This is a genomic window from Streptomyces sp. CB02009, from assembly GCF_001905825.1.
Classification (GTDB): Bacteria; Actinomycetota; Actinomycetes; order Streptomycetales; family Streptomycetaceae; genus Streptomyces.
In genome coordinates, this window is record NZ_LIVV01000010.1 from 94,799 (window position 1) to 116,865 (window position 22,067).

18 protein-coding genes are annotated in these 22,067 nt (G+C 72.1%); 15 read left to right on the plus strand and 3 right to left on the minus strand.

Annotation, left to right across the window (positions count from 1 at the left end; genetic code table 11):
* Positions 1–217: 217 nt before the first annotated feature.
* From AMK27_RS33190 to AMK27_RS33200, 3 genes are read right to left on the minus strand one after another with little or no spacing between them, the layout of a single operon-like run.
* Complete coding sequence (locus AMK27_RS33190) at positions 218–2,605, minus strand: transglutaminase TgpA family protein (RefSeq protein WP_073916775.1); 2,388 nt, start codon at positions 2,603–2,605, stop codon at positions 218–220.
* The gene (locus tag AMK27_RS33195; protein WP_073917359.1) at positions 2,602–3,954 is read right to left on the minus strand and encodes a DUF58 domain-containing protein; all 1,353 of its coding nucleotides are present in this window, start codon (positions 3,952–3,954) and stop codon (positions 2,602–2,604) included. The genes AMK27_RS33190 and AMK27_RS33195 overlap by 4 nt, the downstream gene beginning before the upstream one ends.
* The gene (locus AMK27_RS33200) at positions 3,954–4,970 is read right to left on the minus strand and encodes an AAA family ATPase (protein ID WP_073917360.1); all 1,017 of its coding nucleotides are present in this window, start codon (positions 4,968–4,970) and stop codon (positions 3,954–3,956) included. The genes AMK27_RS33195 and AMK27_RS33200 overlap by 1 nt, the downstream gene beginning before the upstream one ends.
* 510 nt (positions 4,971–5,480) lie before the next feature.
* Here AMK27_RS33200 and rsmH point away from each other — a divergent pair.
* The 15 genes from rsmH to AMK27_RS33280 all read left to right on the plus strand — a co-directional run bounded on the left by rsmH (position 5,481) and on the right by AMK27_RS33280 (position 22,051).
* On the plus strand, positions 5,481–6,437 hold the full coding sequence (rsmH, locus tag AMK27_RS33205; protein ID WP_073916777.1) for a 16S rRNA (cytosine(1402)-N(4))-methyltransferase RsmH: 957 nt from the start codon (positions 5,481–5,483) through the stop codon (positions 6,435–6,437).
* The gene (locus tag AMK27_RS33210) at positions 6,434–7,018 is read left to right on the plus strand and encodes an FtsB family cell division protein (RefSeq protein WP_079188668.1); all 585 of its coding nucleotides are present in this window, start codon (positions 6,434–6,436) and stop codon (positions 7,016–7,018) included. The genes rsmH and AMK27_RS33210 overlap by 4 nt, the downstream gene beginning before the upstream one ends.
* 7 nt (positions 7,019–7,025) lie before the next feature.
* Positions 7,026–9,008: a peptidoglycan D,D-transpeptidase FtsI family protein gene (locus AMK27_RS33215; RefSeq protein WP_073916779.1), complete on the plus strand. Its 1,983-nt coding sequence runs from the start codon at positions 7,026–7,028 to the stop codon at positions 9,006–9,008.
* A 16-nt stretch (positions 9,009–9,024) separates the two neighbouring features.
* Positions 9,025–10,713 carry a UDP-N-acetylmuramoyl-L-alanyl-D-glutamate--2,6-diaminopimelate ligase gene (locus tag AMK27_RS33220; RefSeq protein ID WP_073916781.1) on the plus strand — a complete coding sequence of 563 codons (1,689 nt, stop codon included), beginning with the start codon at positions 9,025–9,027 and terminating at the stop codon, positions 10,711–10,713.
* Between the two features lie 4 nt (positions 10,714–10,717).
* Positions 10,718–12,142 carry a UDP-N-acetylmuramoyl-tripeptide--D-alanyl-D-alanine ligase gene (locus tag AMK27_RS33225; protein WP_073916783.1) on the plus strand — a complete coding sequence of 475 codons (1,425 nt, stop codon included), beginning with the start codon at positions 10,718–10,720 and terminating at the stop codon, positions 12,140–12,142.
* Positions 12,139–13,209 carry a phospho-N-acetylmuramoyl-pentapeptide-transferase gene (mraY, locus tag AMK27_RS33230; RefSeq protein WP_073916785.1) on the plus strand — a complete coding sequence of 357 codons (1,071 nt, stop codon included), beginning with the start codon at positions 12,139–12,141 and terminating at the stop codon, positions 13,207–13,209. The genes AMK27_RS33225 and mraY overlap by 4 nt, the downstream gene beginning before the upstream one ends.
* Entirely contained in the window at positions 13,191–14,630 is a 1,440-nt protein-coding gene (gene murD / locus AMK27_RS33235; RefSeq protein WP_073916787.1) for a UDP-N-acetylmuramoyl-L-alanine--D-glutamate ligase, read from the plus strand. The genes mraY and murD overlap by 19 nt, the downstream gene beginning before the upstream one ends.
* Before the next feature lie 54 nt (positions 14,631–14,684).
* Entirely contained in the window at positions 14,685–16,025 is a 1,341-nt protein-coding gene (ftsW, locus tag AMK27_RS33240) for a putative lipid II flippase FtsW (RefSeq protein WP_073916789.1), read from the plus strand.
* Between the two features lie 6 nt (positions 16,026–16,031).
* Positions 16,032–17,126, plus strand: coding sequence for an undecaprenyldiphospho-muramoylpentapeptide beta-N-acetylglucosaminyltransferase (murG, locus tag AMK27_RS33245; RefSeq protein ID WP_030314515.1), 1,095 nt, complete (start codon positions 16,032–16,034; stop codon positions 17,124–17,126).
* A 28-nt stretch (positions 17,127–17,154) separates the two neighbouring features.
* Entirely contained in the window at positions 17,155–17,970 is an 816-nt protein-coding gene (locus AMK27_RS33250) for a cell division protein FtsQ/DivIB (RefSeq protein ID WP_073916791.1), read from the plus strand.
* Between the two features lie 278 nt (positions 17,971–18,248).
* Entirely contained in the window at positions 18,249–19,463 is a 1,215-nt protein-coding gene (ftsZ, locus tag AMK27_RS33260; RefSeq protein ID WP_073916795.1) for a cell division protein FtsZ, read from the plus strand.
* Positions 19,460–20,188, plus strand: coding sequence for a peptidoglycan editing factor PgeF (gene pgeF, locus AMK27_RS33265; RefSeq protein WP_073916797.1), 729 nt, complete (start codon positions 19,460–19,462; stop codon positions 20,186–20,188). The genes ftsZ and pgeF overlap by 4 nt, the downstream gene beginning before the upstream one ends.
* An 8-nt stretch (positions 20,189–20,196) precedes the next feature.
* Positions 20,197–20,916, plus strand: coding sequence for a YggS family pyridoxal phosphate-dependent enzyme (locus AMK27_RS33270; RefSeq protein WP_073916800.1), 720 nt, complete (start codon positions 20,197–20,199; stop codon positions 20,914–20,916).
* Between the two features lie 139 nt (positions 20,917–21,055).
* Positions 21,056–21,679: a cell division protein SepF gene (locus AMK27_RS33275; protein ID WP_073916802.1), complete on the plus strand. Its 624-nt coding sequence runs from the start codon at positions 21,056–21,058 to the stop codon at positions 21,677–21,679.
* Between the two features lie 81 nt (positions 21,680–21,760).
* Positions 21,761–22,051 (plus strand): YggT family protein, encoded by a 291-nt coding sequence (locus AMK27_RS33280; RefSeq protein WP_017238790.1) that lies wholly within the window; start codon positions 21,761–21,763, stop codon positions 22,049–22,051.
* Positions 22,052–22,067: the final 16 nt, after the last annotated feature.

The following is a 22,067-nucleotide window of genomic DNA, read 5'->3' on the forward strand; positions in this document are numbered from 1 at the left end:
GGGGGTTGGCGGGGTGCGCGGGCACACGGGCGAGGGCGAGGGCGAGGGCGTGGGCGCGTGGCGACAAGGCGGTGGGCGGCGGGGGCGCGCCCACCGGGGGCGGGGCGCGCCGACGCGCGGCGATACGGCGGGGGTGTGGCCCCGGTCGGTGGACACGGGTATGGCGAGGGCCCCGCTCGGGTTGTTGGGAGCGGGGCCCTCGTTGCGTGGGGCGGGGTCAGTTGCGGTGGAGGCGGGGGGTTGCTCGGGTCAGGAGGGCGGTGCGGCGGGCCGACCAGGACGTCGCCGTCTCCGACCACCGCGCCGCCGCGGACCACCGCAGCCGCGCCGCCGACCGCGGCGCCAGCAGCGCGCGCAGGCGTGTTCCGCGGTCCGCCGAGGCGTGGAAGCCCGCCCGGATCCGGGCCGCGTCCGCCGCCAGACCCGACGCCGGCCGCGGGTTCGGCGCGTACAGCGTCTCCTCCACCGCCCGGGCCACCCGGTGCACCGCGTCGGCCGCCTCGTCGCCGAGTTCGCCCAGGCGGACGATCCGGGCCGCCGTGCGCCTCGGGGTCCGCGACTCGTCCGGTTCGACCCCGTGGTCCCAGGCCGTGTCGAGGATCTCCTGCCAGACCGCGAGCGTCGCTCCGGCCCCGCCCAGCCGTCGGGCCCGCACCCGGGTCCGCCACAGGAGGGGCAGCAGGGGGACGGCGAGGACCGCCAGGACTCCGACGACGATCAGGAGCACCGTCAGAGGGTTCGGGCCCGCACCGGACGAGTCCGCGCCGGCCACCGCCTCCTCCGGACCGCAGTCGCCGAGCCGGCGTTCCTGCGGCGTGCAGCTCGCCGAGGCGCTGGGCGCGGCGGAGGGCTGCGCCGAGGCGCTCTGCGACGGCTGGGCGGGCCCGGTGGCCGTACCCGAGGGCGTGCTGTCCTGGGTGTACGAGGGGGTGGAGCCCCGCGAGGGGGTCGGCTCGAACCGCGTCCAGCCCGCACCCTCGAAGTACAGCTCGGGCCAGGCGTGCGCGTCCCGGATGCCGACCGAGACCGAGCCGTCGGTCTGCGTGGTGCCCGGCATGAAGCCCACGGCCACGCGGGCCGGGATGCCCAGGGAGCGGGCCATCGCCGCCATCGAGAAGGAGAAGTGGACGCAGAAGCCCTCCTTGTCCTTCAGGAAGCGGGAGATCGCCTGCACACCGGTGCCGGACTCGACGTCCACGTCGTAGCGGAAGCCGCCGTCGCGGGCGAACCACTCCTGGAGCTTCACCGCCTGCTCGTAGTCGGTGCTCGCACCCTTGGTGACCTGGAGCGCGGTCGCCTTCACGTCGCCCGGCAGCGAGGCCGGGATCTTGGTGTACTCGCGGAGGATCTTCTCCGGGGCGTCGCCGGCCGCGGCCAGCTGCTCGGACGTCGGCTGGACCTCCAGGCTGGAGACGGTGTAGCGGGCGCCCTTGGTGGTCTGCTTGTCGTCGCCGACGAGCATCCGGCCGGCCGGCTCGTACCGCCAGCGGCCGTCGATGTCGACGCGGCCGGCCGGGTACGGCATCGGCAGCCACTTCTGCTCGTATCCCTCGGAGGCGACGAAGTTGCTGGTCACCTCGGTGATCCGGACGCTCTGGGAGAGCCCGTCCGGCCAGGGGAGCTGCTTGGGCACGGCCTCGATCGGGCGGGCCGAGGACTTCCACGAGGTCCCGTCGAACTGGTCGAGCGCGACGAGCCGCAGGTAGAGGCCGGAGGTGTCGCGGGCGTTGGTCCGGTAGCGCAGCACCTCCCGGTCCTCCGGCTGGCGGAGGTTGTCCTGGAGGGAGACCAGCGGGTTCACGGCCGAGATGGTGCCGCCCCGGCCCTCTCCGCCGGTTCCCTCGCCGTCGCCGTTGCCGATGAGGCCGCCGGTGAAGCCGGGCAGTGCGAACGGGACGACCATGGCGACGCCCATGGCCACCGCACCGATGCGGCGACCGGTGCGGGCCGGGGCGAAGGTGGTGCCGCCGCCGCCCGCGACGGACGAGCCCGGCCGGGCGGAGCGCTGGGCGCCGCCGAAGACCCGGCCCCACTGGGAGAGCCGGTCGCGGCCCTCGGCGAGGAGGAGCAGCAGGTAGCCGGAGGCGGCGAGGAGGAACCAGAGCCAGCCGGCGCCGCCGCCGGAGAGACCGGCCGCCACCGAGTACAGGGCGAGCAGCGGAAGTCCGGCCGGGGCCGCCTTGCGGAAGGTGACGGCGAGGGTGTCCACCAGGAGGCCGATGGCGACCACGCCGCCGACCAGCATGAGCCGGATGCCCTCGGTGTCCGGGGCGGGGATCGCGTACCGGCCGACGTCCTCGGCGCCCGCCGCGAACAGGTCGGCGGCGCGCGTGAAGACCTGCGGGCCGGGCAGGAACCAGAGGATCGCCTGCTCGCGGGCGAAGATCACGGTCAGCGCGAGGAGCGCGACGGCGAACTGCGCGAGCAGGGTCACGGGCCGGGCCAGCGGTGCCCGCCGGGCCAGCGTGCCGACTCCGCTCACCAGGGCTAGGACGAAGGCGGCCGTGAAGATCCAGGTCGCCGGCTTCACCAGGGGAAGCAGTGCTCCGGACGCCATCAGGGTGGCGCCCCAGGCGGCCAGGGTCAGCCGTGCGCGCCCGCTCATGACCATCCTCCGTAGGTGTCGGCGGCGGACTCCGCGCGGATTCCGGCCGCCTGCTGCCACAGGTCGGCGAGCTTGGCGGCGGGCGGTACGGCCAGCGCCGTCCAGCCCGCCTCGCGCAGCTGCCGTACCCGGTCCTCGACGGCCCCGGACACCGCGCCGCCGGTCAGCCAGGTCCCGGAGTCCAGGACGAAGGCGACGGCCGCGCCGGTGCGGTTCCGCATCCGGGCGGCGAGGGCCGCCTGCTCCTCGTCGAGATCGCCGACGAAGGCGATGAGCAGTCCCTCGCCGCCGCCGCGCAGCAGGTCGGAGGCGCGGGACAGGCTGCCGCCCTCGGAGTGGTCGACGACCGCGAGGGTGTCCATCATCAGCCCGGCCGTCTCGGCCGAGTCCTGGGCCGAGCCGGCGAAGCCCTCGGAGCCCTCGCCGGGCACCGAGGTGCCGGTGTCGGTGACGAGCCGGACCGCGTAGCCGCGCTCCAGCATGTGCACCAGGGCGGACGCGGCACCGGAGACCGCCCATTCGAACGCCGAGTCGGGGCCGGAGCCCTGGTAGGCGATCCGGCGGGTGTCGAGGAGGACGGTGCAGCGGGCCCGCTGCGGCTGCTCCTCGCGGCGGACCATCAGCTCGCCGTAGCGCGCGGTGGAGCGCCAGTGCACCCGGCGCAGGTCGTCGCCGTGGCGGTAGGCGCGCGGAATGATGTCGTCGTCGCCCGCGAGGGCGAGCGAGCGCTGGTGTCCGTCGCCGTGGCCCGAGGCCTCGCCGACGAGCTTGACCGGCGGCAGCGCCTCGGTCCGCGGGACGACGGTGAGGGTGTCGTACGCGTGGAAGGAGCGGGTCAGCTCGCACATCCCGAAGGGGTCGTTGAGCCGCAGCTGGAGGGGGCCCAGCGGGAAGCGGCCGCGCAGGTCGGAGCGGACCCGGTAGGACACCTCGCGCCGGCCGCCCGCCTCGACCCGGTCGAGGACGAAGCGGGGGCGGGGGCCCAGCATGTACGGCACGTGGTCCTGGAGCATCAGAAGCCCGGTGGGGAGCTTGGAGATGTTCTCCATCCGCAGCTGGACCCGGGCCTCGGAGCCTGCCTCCACCCGCTGGGGGGTGAGCCGGCGGGAGGCGGCGACCCGGTAGCGGGTGCGGTGCAGCACGAGGACGCAGATCAGCGGCAGCGTGGCGAGCAGCAGCCCGACGCGCAGCAGGTCGGCCTGGCCGAGGACGTACGCGCAGGCGGCGGCGGCCACTCCGGCGGCGAGGAAGGACCGGCCGCGGGTGGTGAGACCGCCGAGGGCGGCCCGCAGACCGCCCCGGTCGTCCTCGTCGCCCCGCTGTCCGTCCGGCACGGCAGCGGTGGTCATCACAGCCGCCGGGCGCCGGGCTGCTGGCCGTAGAGGGGTCCGGCGGGCGGGGCCGCGGCCGGGACGGGGGTGCGCTGCAGGATGTCCTGGACGACCTGCTCGGCGGTGCGGCGGTTCAGCTGGGCCTGCGCCGTCGGCAGCAGCCGGTGGGCGAGGACGGGCGCGGCGAGTGCCTGGAGGTCGTCGGGCAGCACGTACTCGCGGCCGCTGAGCGCGGCGGAGGCCTTGGCGGCCCGCAGCAGGTGCAGGGTGGCCCGCGGGGAGGCGCCGAGCCGCAGGTCGGTGTGGGTGCGGGTGGCGGAGACGATGTCGACGGCGTAGCGGCGTACGGCGTCGGCGACGTGGACCGCGCGGACCGCCTCGATCAGCTTGAGGATGTCGTGGGCGTGGGCGACCGGCTGGAGGTCGTCCAGGGGGGAGGCCGAGCCGTGCACGTCGAGCATCTGGAGCTCGGCCTCTGCGCTCGGGTAGCCGATGGAGACCCGGGCCATGAAGCGGTCGCGCTGGGCCTCGGGCAGCGGGTAGGTGCCCTCCATCTCGACCGGGTTCTGCGTGGCGACCACCATGAACGGGCTGGGCAGCTCGTAGGTCTGGCCGTCGACGGTGACCTGCCGCTCCTCCATGGACTCCAGGAGCGCGGACTGGGTCTTCGGCGAGGCGCGGTTGATCTCGTCGCCGATCACGATCTGAGCGAAGATCGCGCCCGGCTTGAACTCGAAGTCCCGGCGCTGCTGGTCGAAGATCGACACGCCGGTGACGTCCGAGGGGAGCAGGTCCGGGGTGAACTGGATGCGGCGCACGGAGCAGTCGATGGACCGCGCCAGGGTCTTGGCCAGCATGGTCTTGCCGACGCCGGGGACATCCTCGATGAGGAGGTGCCCCTCGGCGAGCAGCACGGTCAGCGAAAGCCGTACGACCTCGGGCTTGCCCTCGATCACACTCTCCACCGATCTGCGCACCCGCTCCACAGTGGTGGTCAGATCAGTGAGGCTCGCTCGATCGTCATAGGTCGTCACCCGGCCCTCCTCGGCCTTCCGGAACACGGACACCTGCCCCCGTGGAATCGCCGGAGGGTGTCGTACCCCAGCATTCTTGTTCGCATGGCCGGGTCGTGTCACTTGCGCACGGACAAGTGCGAGGGAAATGCCGGGCTTTGGGTGTTTACGCCGGGTCGGTCTCGGCCCCGGCCCCGGGATCGGTCTCCCGCCGGGGTGCTCCGGCTCGCGGCGCAGCCCCCCGGTGGGCGACTCCAGGCCACGTCCGGGCCTCGTGGTGAGGTGGCCCACAGGCCGGGGCGGCGGCGCCCCGAACGGGTGAGCCGTCCGGAATGTCCGGCCGGCTCTCCGGTGCCGTGCGACGCGCCAGCCGGTTGATTGACCGGCGGGTCCCGTGGACTAAAGTGACGCGAAGTTCACGGAGACAACGAGCGACTTCCGCGGTTTCTCCCCCCGTGTGTGCGGCGGTACCTACGGCTCGGCCTTCTTACCCGCTCGCCCGTACCTCCGCGCCGGATCTGAGAGGGCGCATTGAGCAACGACCGACACGTCCCGGTCATGCTCCAGCGGTGCCTGGACATGTTGGCCCCCGCCCTGCGGCGCCCCGGAGCGGTCGTCGTCGACTGCACCCTGGGCCTCGGCGGCCACAGCGAGGCACTCCTGCAGCAGTTCCCCGAGGTGCGTCTCGTCGCCCTCGACCGGGACAAGGAGGCCCTGCGGCTCTCCGGCGAGCGGCTCGCCCCGTACGGGGACCGCGCCACCCTCGTCCACGCCGTGTACGACGAGCTGCCCGAGGTCCTCGACAGGCTCGGCCTCCCCGCCGTCGACGGCGTCCTCTTCGACCTGGGCGTCTCCTCCATGCAGCTGGACGAGGCCGACCGCGGCTTCGCCTACGCGCAGGACGCCCCGCTCGACATGCGCATGGACCAGACGACCGGCATCAGCGCGGCCGAGGTCCTCAACACCTACGCCCCCGGCGAGCTGGTCCGCATCCTCCGCGCGTACGGCGAGGAGAAGCAGGCCAAGCGGATCGTCTCGGCGATCGTCCGCGAGCGCGACAAGGAGCCGTTCAGCAACAGCGCCCGGCTCGTCGAGCTGATCCGCGACTCCCTGCCGCAGGCCGCCAAGCGCACCGGCGGCAACCCGGCCAAGCGCACCTTCCAGGCCCTGCGCATCGAGGTCAACCGCGAGCTCGACAGCGTCGAGAAGGCCATTCCGGCGGCCGTGAAGGCCATCGGCGTCGGCGGCCGGGTCGTCGTCCTCTCGTACCAGTCCCTCGAGGACCGGATCGTCAAGGGAGTCTTCGCGGCCGGCGCGGCCACCACCGCCCCGCCCGGCCTGCCGGTCGTCCCCGAGAAGTACCAGCCGCGTCTGAAGCTGCTCACCCGCGGCGCCGAGCTGCCCACCGAGGAGGAGGTCGCCGAGAACCGGCGCGCCGCCCCGGCCCGGCTCAGGGGCGCCGAGCGGATCCGGGAAGACGTCCTGTGAGCACGGCGAAGGGGCCGCTCAAAGGGCGGGCCGCGCGGCTCGGACGGCTCATGCCGTCGGGGCCCAGCTCGGCCGCCCGCACCCCCTTCGTCCTGCTGGTCGTCGTGCTGCTCGGCGGCGGTCTGATCAGCCTGCTCCTGCTGAACTCGGCCCTCAACCAGGGCTCCTTCCAGCTCAACGAGCTCAAGGACAGGACCACCGAGCTCACCGACGAGGAGCAGGCGCTCCAGCGGGACGTCGACGACTACGCGGCCCCCGACGCCCTGGAGCGGCGGGCCCGCGAGCTCGGCATGGTCCCCGGCGGCAGCCCGGCGTTCCTCGGCCCGGACGGCAAGGTGCTCGGCGAGCCCTCCGAGGCCGCCGCCCCCAAGCCCACCCCGACGCCGAGCCCGAAGCCGGCGCCGGGCGGGAACCCCGCGCCGTTCGGCGCCACCGGCTCCCCGGTGCCGGGGACGGCCGCCGGCGCGGACGCCGCCGCCACCGGTCCCGCGCCGACTGCCCCCACCGCCACCGGTCCCGCGCCGACGGCCCCCACCCGCGCACCCGCACCGCCACCCACCCCGACGAACTCCGGCAGGTGACCCGCAAGTGCCCCCCAAGGAGCCCCCGCGCCGCCGCGTCCCCGGACCCGCCCGGCCCGCGCGCCCCCGGCCCGCCTCCGCCGGGGCCCGCACGTCCCGCCCCGCCCCGCGCCCGGCCGCGAAGCGGACCGCGCCCCGGCCGCCGGCCCGTCGGCCGCGCACCATCCGGCTCGGCAGCCCCCGGCCCCGGCTGCGGCTGGTCTCCCTCGGTCTGACCCTGGTCATGACGGCCTTCGTGGTGCGGCTGCTCCAGGTCCAGGCCGTCGACGCCAGCGCGTACGCGGCCAAGGCCGACAAGTACCGCTTCCAGGAGTACACGCTCTCCGCCGAGCGGGGCGAGATCACCGACCGCAACGGCATCGCGCTCGCCGCCAGCGTCGACGCGTACGACATCACCGCCGACCCGCAGCTGTTCACGCCCGAGGTGTCCAAGGTCGCGGACGCGCCCGAGCAGGCCGCCGCCCTCCTCGCCCCCCTGCTCGGCAAGGAGCCCGCGGAGATCGCGAAGAAGCTCCGTACCCCCAAGTCCCGGTACACGCTGCTCGCCCGCAAGCAGACCCCGCAGGTCTGGAACCAGATCAAGGACCTGCGGCGCGTCTACGGGCAGAAGGCCCAGCCGTCGGCCGGCGGCACCGGCGTGAACCTCCTCGGCGGCATCCTCAGCGAGCCCAGCACCAAGCGCGTGTACCCGAACGGCGAGCTCGCCGCCGGGATACTGGGGTACGTCAACGCCGAGGGCAAGGGCGCCGGCGGTGTGGAGTCCATGCTCGACCCGGAGCTCGCCGGCAAGGACGGCAAGATCCGCTTCACCCAGTCCGGCGGCCGCCAGGTGCCCACCGCGGGCTCCCAGGGCACCCCCGCCGTCCCCGGCTCCGACATCGAGCTGACCATCGACCGGGACATCCAGTGGGCCGCCCAGCAGGCCATCACCGAGCAGGTGGCGAAGTCCAAGGCCGACCGCGGCTACGTCATCGTGCAGAACACCAGGACCGGTGAGGTCCTCGCCATGGCCAACGCCCCCGGCTTCGACCCCAACGACCTCTCCGCCGCCAACTCCGCCTCGATGGGCAACGCGGCCCTCCAGGACGCCTACGAGCCCGGCTCCACCAGCAAGGTCATGTCCATGGCCGCCGTCCTGGAGGAGGGCAAGGCGGCCCCCGACACCCATGTCACCGTCCCCAACCGGCTCCACCGCGGCGACCGGCTCTTCAAGGACGACATCGACCACCCGACCTGGTACCTGACGCTCAACGGCGTCCTCGCCAAGTCCAGCAACATCGGCACCATCCTCGCCACCGGCCAGCTGGGCGCCACCCAGGCCGAGTCCAACAAGGTGCTCCACTCCTACCTGCGCAAGTTCGGCATGGGCAGCCCCACCGGCCTGGACTACCCGGGCGAGACCGGGGGCATCCTCGCCAAGCCGCAGGACTGGTCCACCTCGCAGCAGTACACGATCCCGTTCGGACAGGGCCTCTCCGTCAGCGCGATGCAGGCCGCCTCCGTGTACTCGACCATCGCCAACGGAGGCGTACGCATCGAACCGACCCTGGTCCGCGGCACCAAGGGCCCCGACGGGCGCTTCAGCCCGGCGGCCAAGCCCGCGGAGTCCCGGGTCGTCAGCGAGGACACCGCCAAGACCCTGGCCCGGATGCTGGAGTCCGTCGTCGACGACCGGGAGGGCACCGGCAACAAGGCCGCCATCCCCGGCTACCGCGTCGCCGGCAAGACCGGCACCGCCAACCGCGTCGACCCCGAGCTCGGCCGCTACAAGGGCTACACCGCCTCGTTCGCCGGGTTCGCCCCCGCCGACGACCCGCAGATCACCGTCTACTGCGCCATCCAGAACCCCACCAAGGGCAGCTACTTCGGCGGCCAGATCTGCGGCCCCATCTACAAGAAGGTCATGGAGTTCGCCCTCAAGACCCTCCATGTCGCCCCCACCGGCAGCGAGCCCGCCCGACTGCCGGTCATGTTCGACCCCACCCCGTGACCCTCCGGGAGCACCAGTGACAACGATCACCCCCCATTCCGGGAACCGGAAATCGAACTCCGGCGAGGCCCCGGGCTCTTTTGGCCCCCCGCAGGGTGGGCCCGGTACGCTCACCGCCGTGCCACACGCTGATCAGTACCGAACCGCCCCGCCCCGGCCGCAGCAGGCCCGCCCGACACCCCTGGGCGACCTGGCCGCGCAGCTGGGGGTCGACGCCCCCGGAACCGCCGAGATCTCGGGCATCACCCACGACTCCCGGGCCGTACGCCCCGGCGACGTGTACGCGGCCCTGCCCGGTGCCCGCGCCCACGGCGCCGACTTCGTCGCCCAGGCCGCCGGACTCGGCGCCGCCGCGATCCTCACCGACCCGACGGGCGCCGAACGCGCCGCCGCCACCGGCCTGCCGGTCCTGGTCGTCGACGACCCGCGCGGCCGGATGGGCGAACTCGCCGCCGAGATCTACGGCCGGCCCGGCGCCGACCTCCTCCAGATCGGCATCACCGGCACCTCCGGCAAGACCACCACCGCCTACCTCGTCGAGGGCGGCCTGCGCGGCTCCGGACACCACACCGGGCTCGTCGGCACCGTCGAGATGCGGATCGGCGACGAGCGCATCAAGTCGGAGCGCACCACCCCGGAGGCGACCGACCTCCAGGCGCTCTTCGCCGTCATGCGCGAGCGGGGCGTCGACGCCGTCGCCATGGAGGTTTCCAGCCACGCCCTCGTGCTCGGCCGGGTCGACGGCTGCGTCTTCGACGTCGCCGTCTTCAACAACCTCAGCCCGGAGCACATGGAGTTCCACTCCGACATGGACGACTACTTCCGGGCGAAGGCCGGGCTGTTCACGCCCGAGCGCAGCCGCCTCGGCGTGGTCAACCTCGACGACGCCTACGGCCGCAGGCTCGTCGGCGAGGCGACCGTCCCGGTCGTCACCTTCTCCGCCGAGGGCCGTGCCGACGCCGACTGGCGCGCCGAGGACCTCGTCCTCGGCTCCCACGACTCGACGTTCACCGCGGTCGGCCCGGCGGGGGAGCGGATTTCCGCCACCGCCCCGCTGCCCGGCCCGTTCAACGTCGCCAACACCCTCGCCGCCATCGCCACCCTCGCCACCGCGGGCATCGACCCGAAGAGCGCCGCCGAGGGCGTCGCCGCCGTCCCCGGCGTGCCGGGCCGCCTGGAGCGGGTCGACGCGGGCCAGCCGTACCTCGCCGTCGTCGACTACGCGCACAAGACGGACGCCGTCGAGTCGGTGCTGCGCTCCCTGCGCGAGGTCACCGAGGGCAGGCTGCACGTGGTCATCGGCTGCGGCGGGGACCGGGACACCACCAAGCGCGGCCCGATGGGCGCCGCCGCGGCCCGGCTCGCCGACACCGCCGTCCTGACCTCCGACAACCCCCGCTCCGAGGACCCGCTGAAGATCCTCGCCGCCATGCTCGCGGGCGCCGCGGAGGTGCCCGCGGAGGAACGCGGCGAGGTGCTCGTCCTCGCCGACCGCGCCGCGGCCGTCGCGGCCGCCGTCGCCCGCGCGCAGCCGGGCGACACCGTCCTCGTCGCGGGCAAGGGCCACGAGCAGGGCCAGGAGATCGCCGGGGTCGTACGCCCCTTCGACGACCGCCAGGTCCTGCGCGAGGCCATCGCCGACCGCTCGCACACCCGGGCTTCCGCGCCGGGCGGAACAGCCAGCCACCAGAACAGTCAGGGATGAAGCAGTGATCGCCCTCTCCCTCGCCGAGATCGCCGAAATCGTCGGCGGGCAGGCGCACGACATACCGGATCCGGCCGCCCGGATCACCGGGCCCGTCGTCATCGACTCCCGCGAGGTGCGGGCCGGCAGCCTGTTCGCGGCCTTCGCCGGTGAGCACGTCGACGGCCACGACTACGCGGAACGCGCCGTCGCGGCGGGTGCGACGGCCGTCCTCGCCGCCCGCCCCGTCGGCGTGCCCGCCCTCGTCGTCGACGACGTCCAGACGGCGCTCGGGGCCCTCGCCCGAGCCGTCGTCGAACGGCTCGGCACCGATGTCGTCGCCCTCACCGGCTCGGCCGGCAAGACGTCCACCAAGGACCTGATCGCCCAGGTCCTCGACCGGCACGCGCCCACCGTCTGGACGCCCGGCTCGCTCAACAACGAGATCGGCCTGCCGCTCACGGCGCTCCGCGCGAGCGACGAGACCCGGCACCTGGTCCTGGAGATGGGCGCCCGCGGCATCGGGCACATCCGCTACCTCACCGGCCTCACCCCGCCCCGCATCGGCCTCGTCCTCAACGTGGGCACCGCCCACATCGGCGAGTTCGGCGGCCGGGAGCAGATCGCCCAGGCCAAGGGCGAGCTCGTCGAAGCGCTTCCGTCGGCCGAGGACGGCGGCGTCGCGGTCCTCAACGCCGACGATCCGCTGGTCCGCGCGATGGCGAGCCGCACCAAGGCCCGCGTGATCTTCTTCGGCGAAGCGGACGAAGCGGCCGTACGGGCCGAGAACGTCCACCTCACAGCGTCCGGACAGCCTTCTTTCAGGCTTCACACACCCACCGGGTGCAGTGACGTGACCTTGCGCCTGTACGGTGAGCACCACGTGTCGAACGCGCTCGCAGCGGCCGCCGTCGCGCACGAGCTGGGCATGCCCGTCGAAGAGATCGCCACCGCGCTCTCCGAGGCGGGCACCCTGTCGCGCTGGCGCATGGAGGTCACCGAGCGTCCGGACGGCGTGACGATCGTCAACGACGCCTACAACGCGAACCCCGAGTCCATGCGAGCCGCCCTGCGCGCGCTCGCGGCCATGGGCAGGGCCGCACAGGCCCGAGGGGCTCGTACGTGGGCGGTGCTCGGCAAGATGGCCGAGCTCGGTGACGCATCGCTCGTCGAGCACGACGCGGTCGGGCGGCTCGCCGTCCGGCTCAACGTCAGCAAGCTCGTGGCGGTAGGGGACAGGGAAGCGTCCTGGCTGCAACTGGGCGCATATAACGAGGGTTCGTGGGGTGAGGAGTCGGTGCACGTGTCCGACGCGCAGGCGGCTGTCGACCTGTTGCGCAGTGAGCTGCGCCCGGGGGATGTCGTCCTTGTGAAGGCTTCCAGGTCGGTCGGTCTCGAACGGGTCGCACTGGCCCTCATCGACACCGAGGGCGAGGTTGCCGGACGATGAGGCAGATCCTCTTCGCGGGGGCCATCGGGCTCTTCCTGACCCTGATCGGCACCCCGCTGCTCATCAAGCTCCTCGCCCGCAAGGGGTACGGGCAGTTCATCCGTGACGACGGCCCGCGCGGCCACGCCGGGAAGAAGGGCACGCCCACCATGGGCGGCATCTCCTTCATCCTGGCCACGCTCATCGCGTACGCGCTGGCCAAGGTCATCACCGGTGAGCCCGTCTCGTACTCGGGCGTGCTCGTCCTCTTCCTGATGGCGGGCATGGGCCTGGTCGGCTTCCTCGACGACTACATCAAGATCGTCAAGCAGCGGTCGCTCGGTCTGCGGGCCAAGGCGAAGATGGCCGGCCAGCTGATCGTGGGCATCGCCTTCGCGGTGCTCGCGCTCCAGTTCTCCGACTCGCGCGGCCTCACCCCGGCCTCCGAGAAGCTCTCCTTCATCACGGACTTCGGCTGGACCATCGGCCCGGTGCTGTTCGTGGTCTGGGCGCTCTTCATGATCCTGGCCATGTCCAACGGCGTGAACCTGACGGACGGTCTGGACGGACTGGCCACCGGCGCCTCGGTGATGGTCTTCGGCGCGTACACCTTCATCGGGCTCTGGCAGTTCCAGGAGTCCTGTGCGAACGCCATGACCCTGACCAACCCCAACGCCTGCTTCGAGGTCCGCGACCCGCTCGACCTCGCCGTCGTCGCCTCCGCGCTCATGGGAGCCTGTTTCGGCTTCCTGTGGTGGAACACCTCGCCCGCCAAGATCTTCATGGGTGACACCGGCTCGCTCGCCCTCGGCGGCGCCCTCGCCGGTCTCGCCATCTGCTCCCGCACGGAGCTGCTGCTGGCCCTGCTCGGCGGCCTGTTCGTCCTGATCACGATGTCCGTGGTCATCCAGGTCGGCTCGTTCAAGATGACCGGCAAGCGCGTCTTCCGGATGGCGCCACTCCAGCACCACTTCGAACTCAAGGGGTGGTCCGAAGTCCTGGTCGTCGTACGGTTCTGGATCATCCAGGGCATGTGCGTGATCGTGGGCCTGGGCCTCTTCTACGCGGGATGGGCAGCGGACAAGTGACAGAACAGCTCGACTGGCACGGCAAGAAGGTCACCGTCGCGGGACTCGGCGTCTCCGGCATCCCGGCCGCCCGCGTCCTGCACGGCCTCGGCGCGCTCGTGACCGTCGTCAACGACGGCGACGACGAGCGCTCCCGGGCCCAGGCCGCCGAGCTGGAGGCGGAGGGCGTCACCGTCCGCCTCGGCGACGGGGCGACCCTGCCGTCCGGCACAGAGCTGATCGTCACCACCCCCGGCTGGCGGCCCGACAAGCCGCTCTTCACGGCCGCCGCCGAGGCGGGCGTGGAGATCTGGGGCGACGTCGAACTCGCCTGGCGGCTCAGGGGCCCCGGCGCGGCCCCCTGGCTCGCGGTCACCGGCACCAACGGCAAGACCACGACCGTCCGGATGCTCGCCTCGATCCTGGAGGCGGCCGGACTGCGGACCGCCGCCGTCGGCAACATCGGCGTCTCGCTCCTCGACGCCGTCCTCGGCGAGGAGCAGTACGACGTGCTCGCCGTCGAACTCTCCAGCTACCAGCTCCACTGGTCGCCGTCCGTCCGCGTCCACTCGGGCGCCGTGCTCAACCTGGCGCCCGACCACCTCGACTGGCACGGCTCCATGGAGGCGTACGCCGCCGACAAGGGCCGGATCTACGAGGGCAACCAGGTCGCCTGCGTCTACAACGTCGCCGACAAGGCCACCGAGGACCTGGTCCGCGAGGCCGACGTCGAGGAGGGCTGCCGGGCCATCGGCTTCACCCTCGGCACCCCCGGCCCGTCCGAACTCGGCGTCGTCGAGGGCCTCCTCGTCGACCGGGCCTTCGCCCCGAACCGGCAGAAGAACGCCCAGGAGCTCGCCGAGGTCTCCGACGTCCAGCCGCCGGCCCCGCACAACATCGCCAACGCCCTGGCGGCCGCCGCCCTGGCCCGCGCCTTCGGCGTCGACGCCAAGGCCGTACGCGACGGTCTGAAGGCCTTCCGGCCCGACCCGCACCGCATCGAACTGGTCGAGGAGGTCCAGGGGATCGCGTACGTCGACGACTCCAAGGCCACCAACACCCACGCCGCGGAGGCCTCGTTGGCCGCCTACGACCCGATCGTCTGGATCGCCGGCGGCCTCGCCAAGGGCGCCACCTTCGACGAGCTCGTCCAGAAGTCGGCGAAGCGCCTGCGCGGGGCCGTCCTGATCGGCGCCGACCGGGCCCTGATCCGCGAAGCCCTGGCGCGACACGCCCCGGAAGTACCGGTGGTGGACCTCGACCGGACCGACACTGGGGCGATGTCCGAGGCGGTCCGCGAGGCGACCCGGCTCGCCCACGCGGGGGACACGGTGCTCCTCGCCCCGGCCTGTGCCTCGATGGACATGTTCACCAACTACAACAAGCGCGGCGAGGCCTTCGCGGACGCGGTCCGCGCCCTCGCCGCCACCGGGGACGCCTGACCCGACCCGTGGAGGGTCCGGCAGGACCGGGCACGACCGGAGGGGGCAGCGACCATGCCGAGCAAGATCGCAGGGACACGCGGGCCCTCCGCCGTACGCGGCGGAGGGCGGGCCCCCGCGACCCCGCGGCGACCCCGCGGCGGGGGCCTGCGACGGCTCCAGGAGCGGGCGCGGAAGGCCTGGGACCGGCCGCTCACGGCGTATTACGTGATCATCGGCGCGGGCATGCTCATCACCGCGCTCGGCCTCGTGATGGTCTACTCCGCCTCGATGATCACGGCGCTCCGCTACGAGCTCGTGCCGTCCTACTTCTTCCGCAAGCAGTTCTTCGCCGCGCTCCTGGGCACCGGACTGCTCCTGGTCGCCTCACGGATGCCCGTGAAGCTCCACCGGGCCCTCGCCTACCCGATCCTGGTCGGCGCGGTCTTCCTGATGGTCCTGGTGCAGATCCCGGGGATAGGGCACTCCGTCGGCGGCAACCAGAACTGGATCTCGCTGGGCGGCCCGTTCATGCTGCAGCCCAGCGAGTTCGGCAAACTGGGGCTGATCCTCTGGGGCGCGGACCTGCTCGCCCGCAAGAACGACATGAGGCTGCTCACGCAGTGGAAGCACATGCTGGTGCCGCTGGTCCCGGGCGCCTTCATGCTGCTCGGACTCATCATGCTCGGCGGCGACATGGGCACCGCGATCATCCTCACCGCGATTCTCTTCGGCCTGCTGTGGACCGCGGGAGCGCCCACCCGGCTCTTCGTCGGAGTGCTCGCGGTGGCCGGTGCCCTCGGGGCGCTCCTCATCAAGACGAGCCCGCACCGCATGGACCGGTTCCAGTGCATCGGAGCCTCCGACCCCGGCGGTGAGGGAGCCCCCTGCCTGCAGGCCGCGCACGGAATCTATGCTCTGGCGTCGGGTGGATGGTTCGGTTCCGGACTCGGTGCGAGCGTCGAGAAATGGGGCCAACTGCCCGAGGCGCACACCGACTTCATCTTCGCGGTCACCGGTGAGGAACTGGGTCTCGCGGGGACGCTGTCGGTACTCGCCCTGTTCGCGGCTCTAGGCTATGCGGGTATCCGCGTGGCCGGAGGCACGGAGGACCCCTTCGTGAGGTTCGCCGCGGGAGGTGTGACCACCTGGATCACGGCTCAGGCCGTGATCAACATCGGTGCGGTGCTCGGTCTGCTGCCGATCGCCGGTGTCCCGCTCCCGTTGTTCTCCTACGGTGGGTCGGCCCTGCTGCCGACCATGTTCGCCGTCGGGCTCCTCATCGCCTTCGCGCGACAGGAACCCGCCGCGAAAGCGGCCCTGGCCATGCGCCGCCCCGGCTGGGGTAAGCGGGCCGGGGTGAGATGGAAGTCGATGCGACGGCGCGTCAAGAAGCGCCCGTCCGGAGAGCGGTGAATTTCGGTGCATGTCGTACTCGCCGGCGGGGGGACCGCCGGCCACATCGAGCCCGCGCTGGCCCTCGCGGACGCCCTGCGGAGGCAGGACCCCAGCGTGGGGATCACGGCGCTCGGCACGGAGAAGGGTCTGGAGACCCGGCTCGTGCCCGAGCGGGGCTACGAGTTGGCCCTCATCCCGGCCGTACCGCTGCCCCGCAAGCCCACCCCCGAGCTGATCACCGTTCCCGGGCGGCTGCGCGGCACCATCAAGGCGGCCGAGCAGATCCTGGAGCGCACCAAGGCGGACTGCGTGGTGGGCTTCGGCGGCTACGTGGCGCTGCCGGGCTATCTGGCGGCCAAGCGCCTCGGGGTGCCGATCGTGGTCCACGAGGCCAACGCCCGGCCCGGCCTGGCCAACAAGATCGGTTCGCGGTACGCGGCCGGGGTCGCCGTCGCGACCCCGGACAGCAAGCTCCGCAACGCCCGTTACATCGGCATTCCGCTGCGGCACACCATCGCGACCCTCGACCGGGCGCGGGTGCGCCCCGAGGCGCGCGCCGCTTTCGGGCTCGACCCGAACCTGCCGACGCTCCTCGTCTCCGGCGGCTCCCAGGGCGCCCGGCGGCTCAACGAGGTGATCCAGCAGATCGCCCCGGTGCTCCAGCGCTCCGGCATCCAGATCCTGCACGCGGTCGGCCCGAAGAACGAAATGCCGCGTGTCGACAACATGCCCGGAATGCCGCCCTATGTGCCGGTACCGTACGTGGACCGGATGGATCTCGCGTACGCCGCGGCCGACATGATGCTCTGCCGCGCGGGCGCCATGACCGTCGCCGAGCTGTCCGCCGTCGGGCTGCCCGCCGCGTACGTACCGCTGCCCATCGGCAACGGCGAACAGCGGCTCAACGCCCAGCCGGTGGTCAAGGCCGGCGGCGGGCTCCTCGTCGACGACGCGGAGCTGTCGCCGCAGTGGGTGCAGGGCAACGTCCTGCCCGTACTGGCCGATCCGCACCGGTTGTACGAGATGTCCCGCGCCGCCGCCGAGTTCGGCCGCCGGGACGCCGACGACCTGCTCGTCGGCATGGTGTACGAGGCGATCGCCGCGCGCCGCCAGGCGTAGCGCGGCGGCTGAGGGCAGGAGACGCCACGTGGCAGCCGGACCGACGACCGCGGAGAAGAGCGGCGCGAGCGAGTCGAAGAGGTCGTCGAAGGGCTCGTCGGACGGTCCGTCCCGGCCTGGCACCCGGAATCGCAGATTCCGGGTGCCAGGCACCCGGGTGCTCCTCATCGCCCTCGCGGTTCTCCTCGTCACGGCCGGCGGCATCTGGGCGCTCTACGGCTCGAACTGGTTCCGTGTGGAACGTGTGAAGACTTCCGGCACTTCGGTCCTGACCTCGGGCGAGGTCGAGGCCGTCGCCGCCGTCCCGATGGGCGCCCCGCTCGTCACCGTCGACACCGAGGCCATCGAGGCGCGGCTGCGGGAGAGGCTCCCGCGGATCGAGTCGGTGGACGTCGTACGGTCCTGGCCGCACGGAATCGGGCTGAAAGTGACGGAACGGAAGCCCGTTCTCCTGATGGAAAAGGGCGGAAAGTTCATCGAAGTGGACGCGACCGGAATGCGGTTCGCCACCGTCGACACCGCTCCCCGCGGCGTCCCCCGCCTCGTCCTCGACAGCGCCTCCTCGCCGAGTCTGCGCCGCTTCGGCGCGGACCGGCTGCTCCGGGAGGCGGTGCGCGTCCGGGGTGAACTCCCGGCCGAAATCGCCCGGAACACTCGTGTCGTACGCGTCACCTCGTACGACTCCGTCACTCTGGAGCTGACCAGGGGGCGCACCGTCTTCTGGGGCAGCGGCGAACACGGTCCCGTCAAGGCCCGCGTTCTCACCGCGCTCCTGAAAGCCACTCCCAAAGCGGGGCACTTCGATGTAAGTGCCCCCACAGCGCCCGCCTCGTCCGGGAGTTGACGGGAATCACCCCTGGCCAGCCCCCTGGTTGGCCAGCGCTACGGGTGATCACATAGGGTGAAAAGAAAAACGGGAGGTTCGGCGTGTTCGTTGAACGTGCGCCACTTGTCGACTTAGTGTCCTGTCCGGAAGAGTCCAGCGAACAGAGACACTGGTAACCCTAAACTTCAACGTTAGGGTTTGGGTCGGCGTTTCGGACCGTCCCAATCGGCATCCGTCGGAGCCGCGCGAACAACCGCGCAGCGACGACACGTAACTCGAGGCGAGAGGCCTTCGACGTGGCAGCACCGCAGAACTACCTCGCAGTCATCAAGGTCATCGGTGTCGGCGGCGGTGGTGTCAATGCCATCAACCGAATGATCGAGGTCGGTCTCAAGGGCGTCGAGTTCATCGCCATCAACACCGACGCGCAAGCGCTGTTGATGAGCGACGCCGACGTCAAGCTCGACGTCGGCCGTGAACTCACCCGCGGCCTCGGCGCCGGGGCGAACCCGGCCGTCGGTCGCAAGGCGGCAGAGGACCACCGTGAGGAGATCGAGGAGGTCCTCAAGGGGGCCGACATGGTCTTCGTCACCGCCGGAGAGGGCGGCGGCACCGGCACCGGCGGCGCACCCGTCGTCGCCAACATCGCGCGCTCGCTCGGCGCCCTGACGATCGGTGTGGTCACCCGGCCGTTCACCTTCGAGGGCCGCCGTCGCGCCAACCAGGCGGAGGACGGCATCGCCGAGCTCCGCGAAGAGGTCGACACCCTCATCGTCATCCCCAACGACCGGCTCCTGTCGATCTCGGACCGCCAGGTCTCCGTGCTCGACGCCTTCAAGTCGGCCGACCAGGTGCTGCTGAGCGGTGTGCAGGGCATCACCGACCTCATCACCACCCCGGGTCTGATCAACCTCGACTTCGCCGACGTCAAGTCGGTCATGTCCGAGGCCGGTTCGGCCCTGATGGGCATCGGCTCCGCCCGCGGCGACGACCGCGCGGTGGCCGCGGCGGAGATGGCGATCTCCTCGCCGCTCCTCGAGGCCTCCATCGACGGCGCCCGCGGCGTGCTGCTCTCCATCTCCGGCGGCAGCGACCTCGGTCTCTTCGAGATCAACGAGGCCGCGCAGCTGGTCAGCGAGGCCGCACACCCGGAGGCCAACATCATCTTCGGCGCCGTCATCGACGACGCCCTCGGCGACGAGGTCCGGGTCACCGTCATCGCGGCCGGCTTCGACGGCGGCCAGCCGCCGGCCCGCCGGGACAACATCATCGGCTCGGTCTCCGCCAAGCGCGAGGAGCCGGCCCCGGCGCCCCGCCACGTCGAGACCTCCCGCCCGCTGGGCGGCCTCGGCACGGTCGCCCCGCGCGAGGAGCCGGCCCAGGCTCCGGCCGAGCCGGCGCCGGCGGTCAACGAGACCCCGCTGCAGTCCGCCCCTCCGGTCGTCCCGCCGGCCCGTCCGTACGCGGACAGCCAGGCCGAAGAGCTGGACGTCCCGGACTTCCTGAAGTGATAGGACAGCGCTTCGACGCGAACGGCGCGCACTTCGCCTTCACCGACCGGTGGGGCGGGGTGAGCGCCGTTCCGTACGAGGAGCTCAACCTCGGCGGCGCGGTGGGCGACACCCCCGAGGCGGTACGGACCAACCGGGCACGCGCGGCCGGAGCCCTCGGGCTCGACCCCGCGTCGGTGGTCTGGATGAACCAGGTGCACGGCGCGGACGTCGCCGAGGTCGAAGGGCCGTGGGGCGCCGACGGGATCCCGTCGGTGGACGCCCTCGTCACCTCCCGGCCCGGAGTCGCCCTCGCCGTCCTCACCGCGGACTGCGTCCCCGTCCTCCTCGCCGACCCGGTCGCCGGGGTCGCGGCCGCCGCCCACGCGGGACGGCCCGGGATGGTGGCGGGCGTCGTTCCCGCCGCGGTCGCGGCCATGATCGACCTCGGCGCCGACCCCGCCCGTATCGTCGCCCGCACCGGCCCCGCCGTCTGCGGGCGCTGCTACGAGGTGCCGGAGGCCATGCGGGCCGAGGTCGCCGGGACCGAACCCGCCGCCTGGGCCGAGACGAGCTGGGGCACCCCGGCCGTCGACGTCACCGCCGGAGTCCTCGCCCAGCTCGAACGGCTCGGCGTCACGGACCGGCAGGCCAGTACGGTCTGCACCCGGGAATCCGTTGACCACTACTCGTACCGCCGCGATCGCACCACGGGGCGACTCGCGGGATATGTCTGGTTGGACTGAGAAGAGACATGACGGACCGCACGTCGGAACTCGCCGAGAACCTGGCCCGGGTGGAGGCGCGCATCGCAGCCGCCTGCGCGGCCGCCGGGCGCCCGCGGGAAGAGGTGACGCTCGTCGTGGTCACCAAGACCTATCCCGCGAGCGATGTGAGGATCCTCCACGGACTCGGCGTGCGGCACGTCGCCGAGAACCGGGACCAGGACGCCGCCCCGAAGGCGGCCGCCTGCGCCGACCTTGATCTGACCTGGCACTTCGTGGGTCAGTTGCAGACCAACAAGGTCAGATCCGTGGTGGGTTATGCCGATGTGGTGCAGTCCGTCGACCGCTTGAAGCTCGTTTCCTCGCTCTCCGCGGCCGCGGAGAGGGAGGGCCGCGAGCTCGGCTGCCTCCTGCAGGTCGCGCTCGACGCCGAGTCCGGCGAGCGGGGCGACCGCGGCGGTGTCGCCCCCGACGGGATCGAGGAGTTGGCGGCCGCGGTGGACGCCGCTCCGGGGCTGCGGCTCGGCGGACTCATGACCGTCGCGCCGCTCTCCGGCCCGTACGCGGGACGGCAACGCGCCGCCTTCGACCGGCTGATGGATTTGTCGACTGCCCTGCGCGCGACCCGTCCGGCTGCGAACATGGTGTCAGCAGGGATGAGTGCGGACCTCGAGGAGGCCGTCGCTGCCGGGGCGACACACGTACGCGTCGGTACGGCGGTACTCGGAGTCCGCCCGAAGCTCGGGTAACGTCGCGAAGCAAGTCGGACCACAGCAGAAAATATGGTCATTCCGCAGAACGGCGGGACGACCCGTGGATCGCGGGCACTTGGTGACGCTGCGACATCGGCCGGTATGGCGATCCACCACAGAGCGGAGGACTCAGAGAATGGCCGGCGCGATGCGCAAGATGGCGGTCTACCTCGGCCTCGTGGAGGACGATGGGTACGACGGCCGGGGCTTCGACCCCGACGACGACTTCGAACCCGAGCTGGAGCCGGAGCCCGAGCGCGACCGGCGCCACATCGCGCCCCCGCGACAGGTGGAGCGTGAGGAACCGGTGCGAGTGGTGCAGCCTCCGGCCCCCCGCGAACCGATGTCCCATCCTGTACCGGTACTCGCCGAAAGCGGACGTCCGGCCCGAATTGCCCCCGTGGCATCCATCACACCCGAACGTCCCAGCATGGAGAAGAACGCACCCGTGATCATGCCCAAGGTCGTGTCCGAGCGGGAGCCCTACCGCATCACCACGCTGCACCCCCGGACCTACAACGAGGCCCGTACCATCGGGGAACACTTCCGCGAGGGCACCCCGGTGATCATGAACCTCACGGAGATGGACGACACGGACGCGAAGCGACTTGTCGACTTTGCCGCCGGACTCGTCTTCGGGCTCCATGGCAGCATTGAGCGAGTGACGCAGAAGGTGTTCCTGTTGTCGCCTGCTAACGTCGATGTCACGGCGGAGGACAAGGCCCGGATCGCAGAGGGCGGATTCTTCAACCAGAGCTGAGAACACGAGAACCGGACGGACCGGTCGCGAAGCGGCCGGAACAAGTGAGAGCACGTAAGTCAGGGGAGAGGGAACCGCGGGATGGGCGTCGCACTACAGGTGGTCTACATCGTGCTGATGTGCTTCCTCGTCCTCCTGATCGTCCGACTTGTCATGGACTACGTCTTCCAGTTCGCCCGTTCATGGCAACCCGGTAAGGCGATGGTGGTCGTCCTTGAGGCCACCTACACTGTCACCGATCCACCGCTCAAGCTTCTGCGGCGACTCATCCCGCCGCTGCGTCTCGGGGGCGTGGCACTCGACCTGTCCTTCTTCGTTCTGATGATCATTGTCTACATCCTGATCTCCATCGTGAGCAGCTTCGCGAGGTGAATGTGGACGATACGGT

Coding starts and splice junctions, on each gene's coding strand:
- AMK27_RS33190 (WP_073916775.1), bottom strand. CDS start 2,605: ATGAGCGGGCGCGCACGGCTGACCCTGGCCGCCTGGGGCGCCACCCTG.
- AMK27_RS33195 (WP_073917359.1), bottom strand. CDS start 3,954: ATGACCACCGCTGCCGTGCCGGACGGACAGCGGGGCGACGAGGACGAC.
- mraY (WP_073916785.1), top strand. CDS start 12,139: ATGAGGCAGATCCTCTTCGCGGGGGCCATCGGGCTCTTCCTGACCCTG.
- murD (WP_073916787.1), top strand. CDS start 13,191: ATGGGCAGCGGACAAGTGACAGAACAGCTCGACTGGCACGGCAAGAAG.
- ftsW (WP_073916789.1), top strand. CDS start 14,685: ATGCCGAGCAAGATCGCAGGGACACGCGGGCCCTCCGCCGTACGCGGC.
- AMK27_RS33270 (WP_073916800.1), top strand. CDS start 20,197: ATGACGGACCGCACGTCGGAACTCGCCGAGAACCTGGCCCGGGTGGAG.
- AMK27_RS33275 (WP_073916802.1), top strand. CDS start 21,056: ATGGCCGGCGCGATGCGCAAGATGGCGGTCTACCTCGGCCTCGTGGAG.
- AMK27_RS33280 (WP_017238790.1), top strand. CDS start 21,761: ATGGGCGTCGCACTACAGGTGGTCTACATCGTGCTGATGTGCTTCCTC.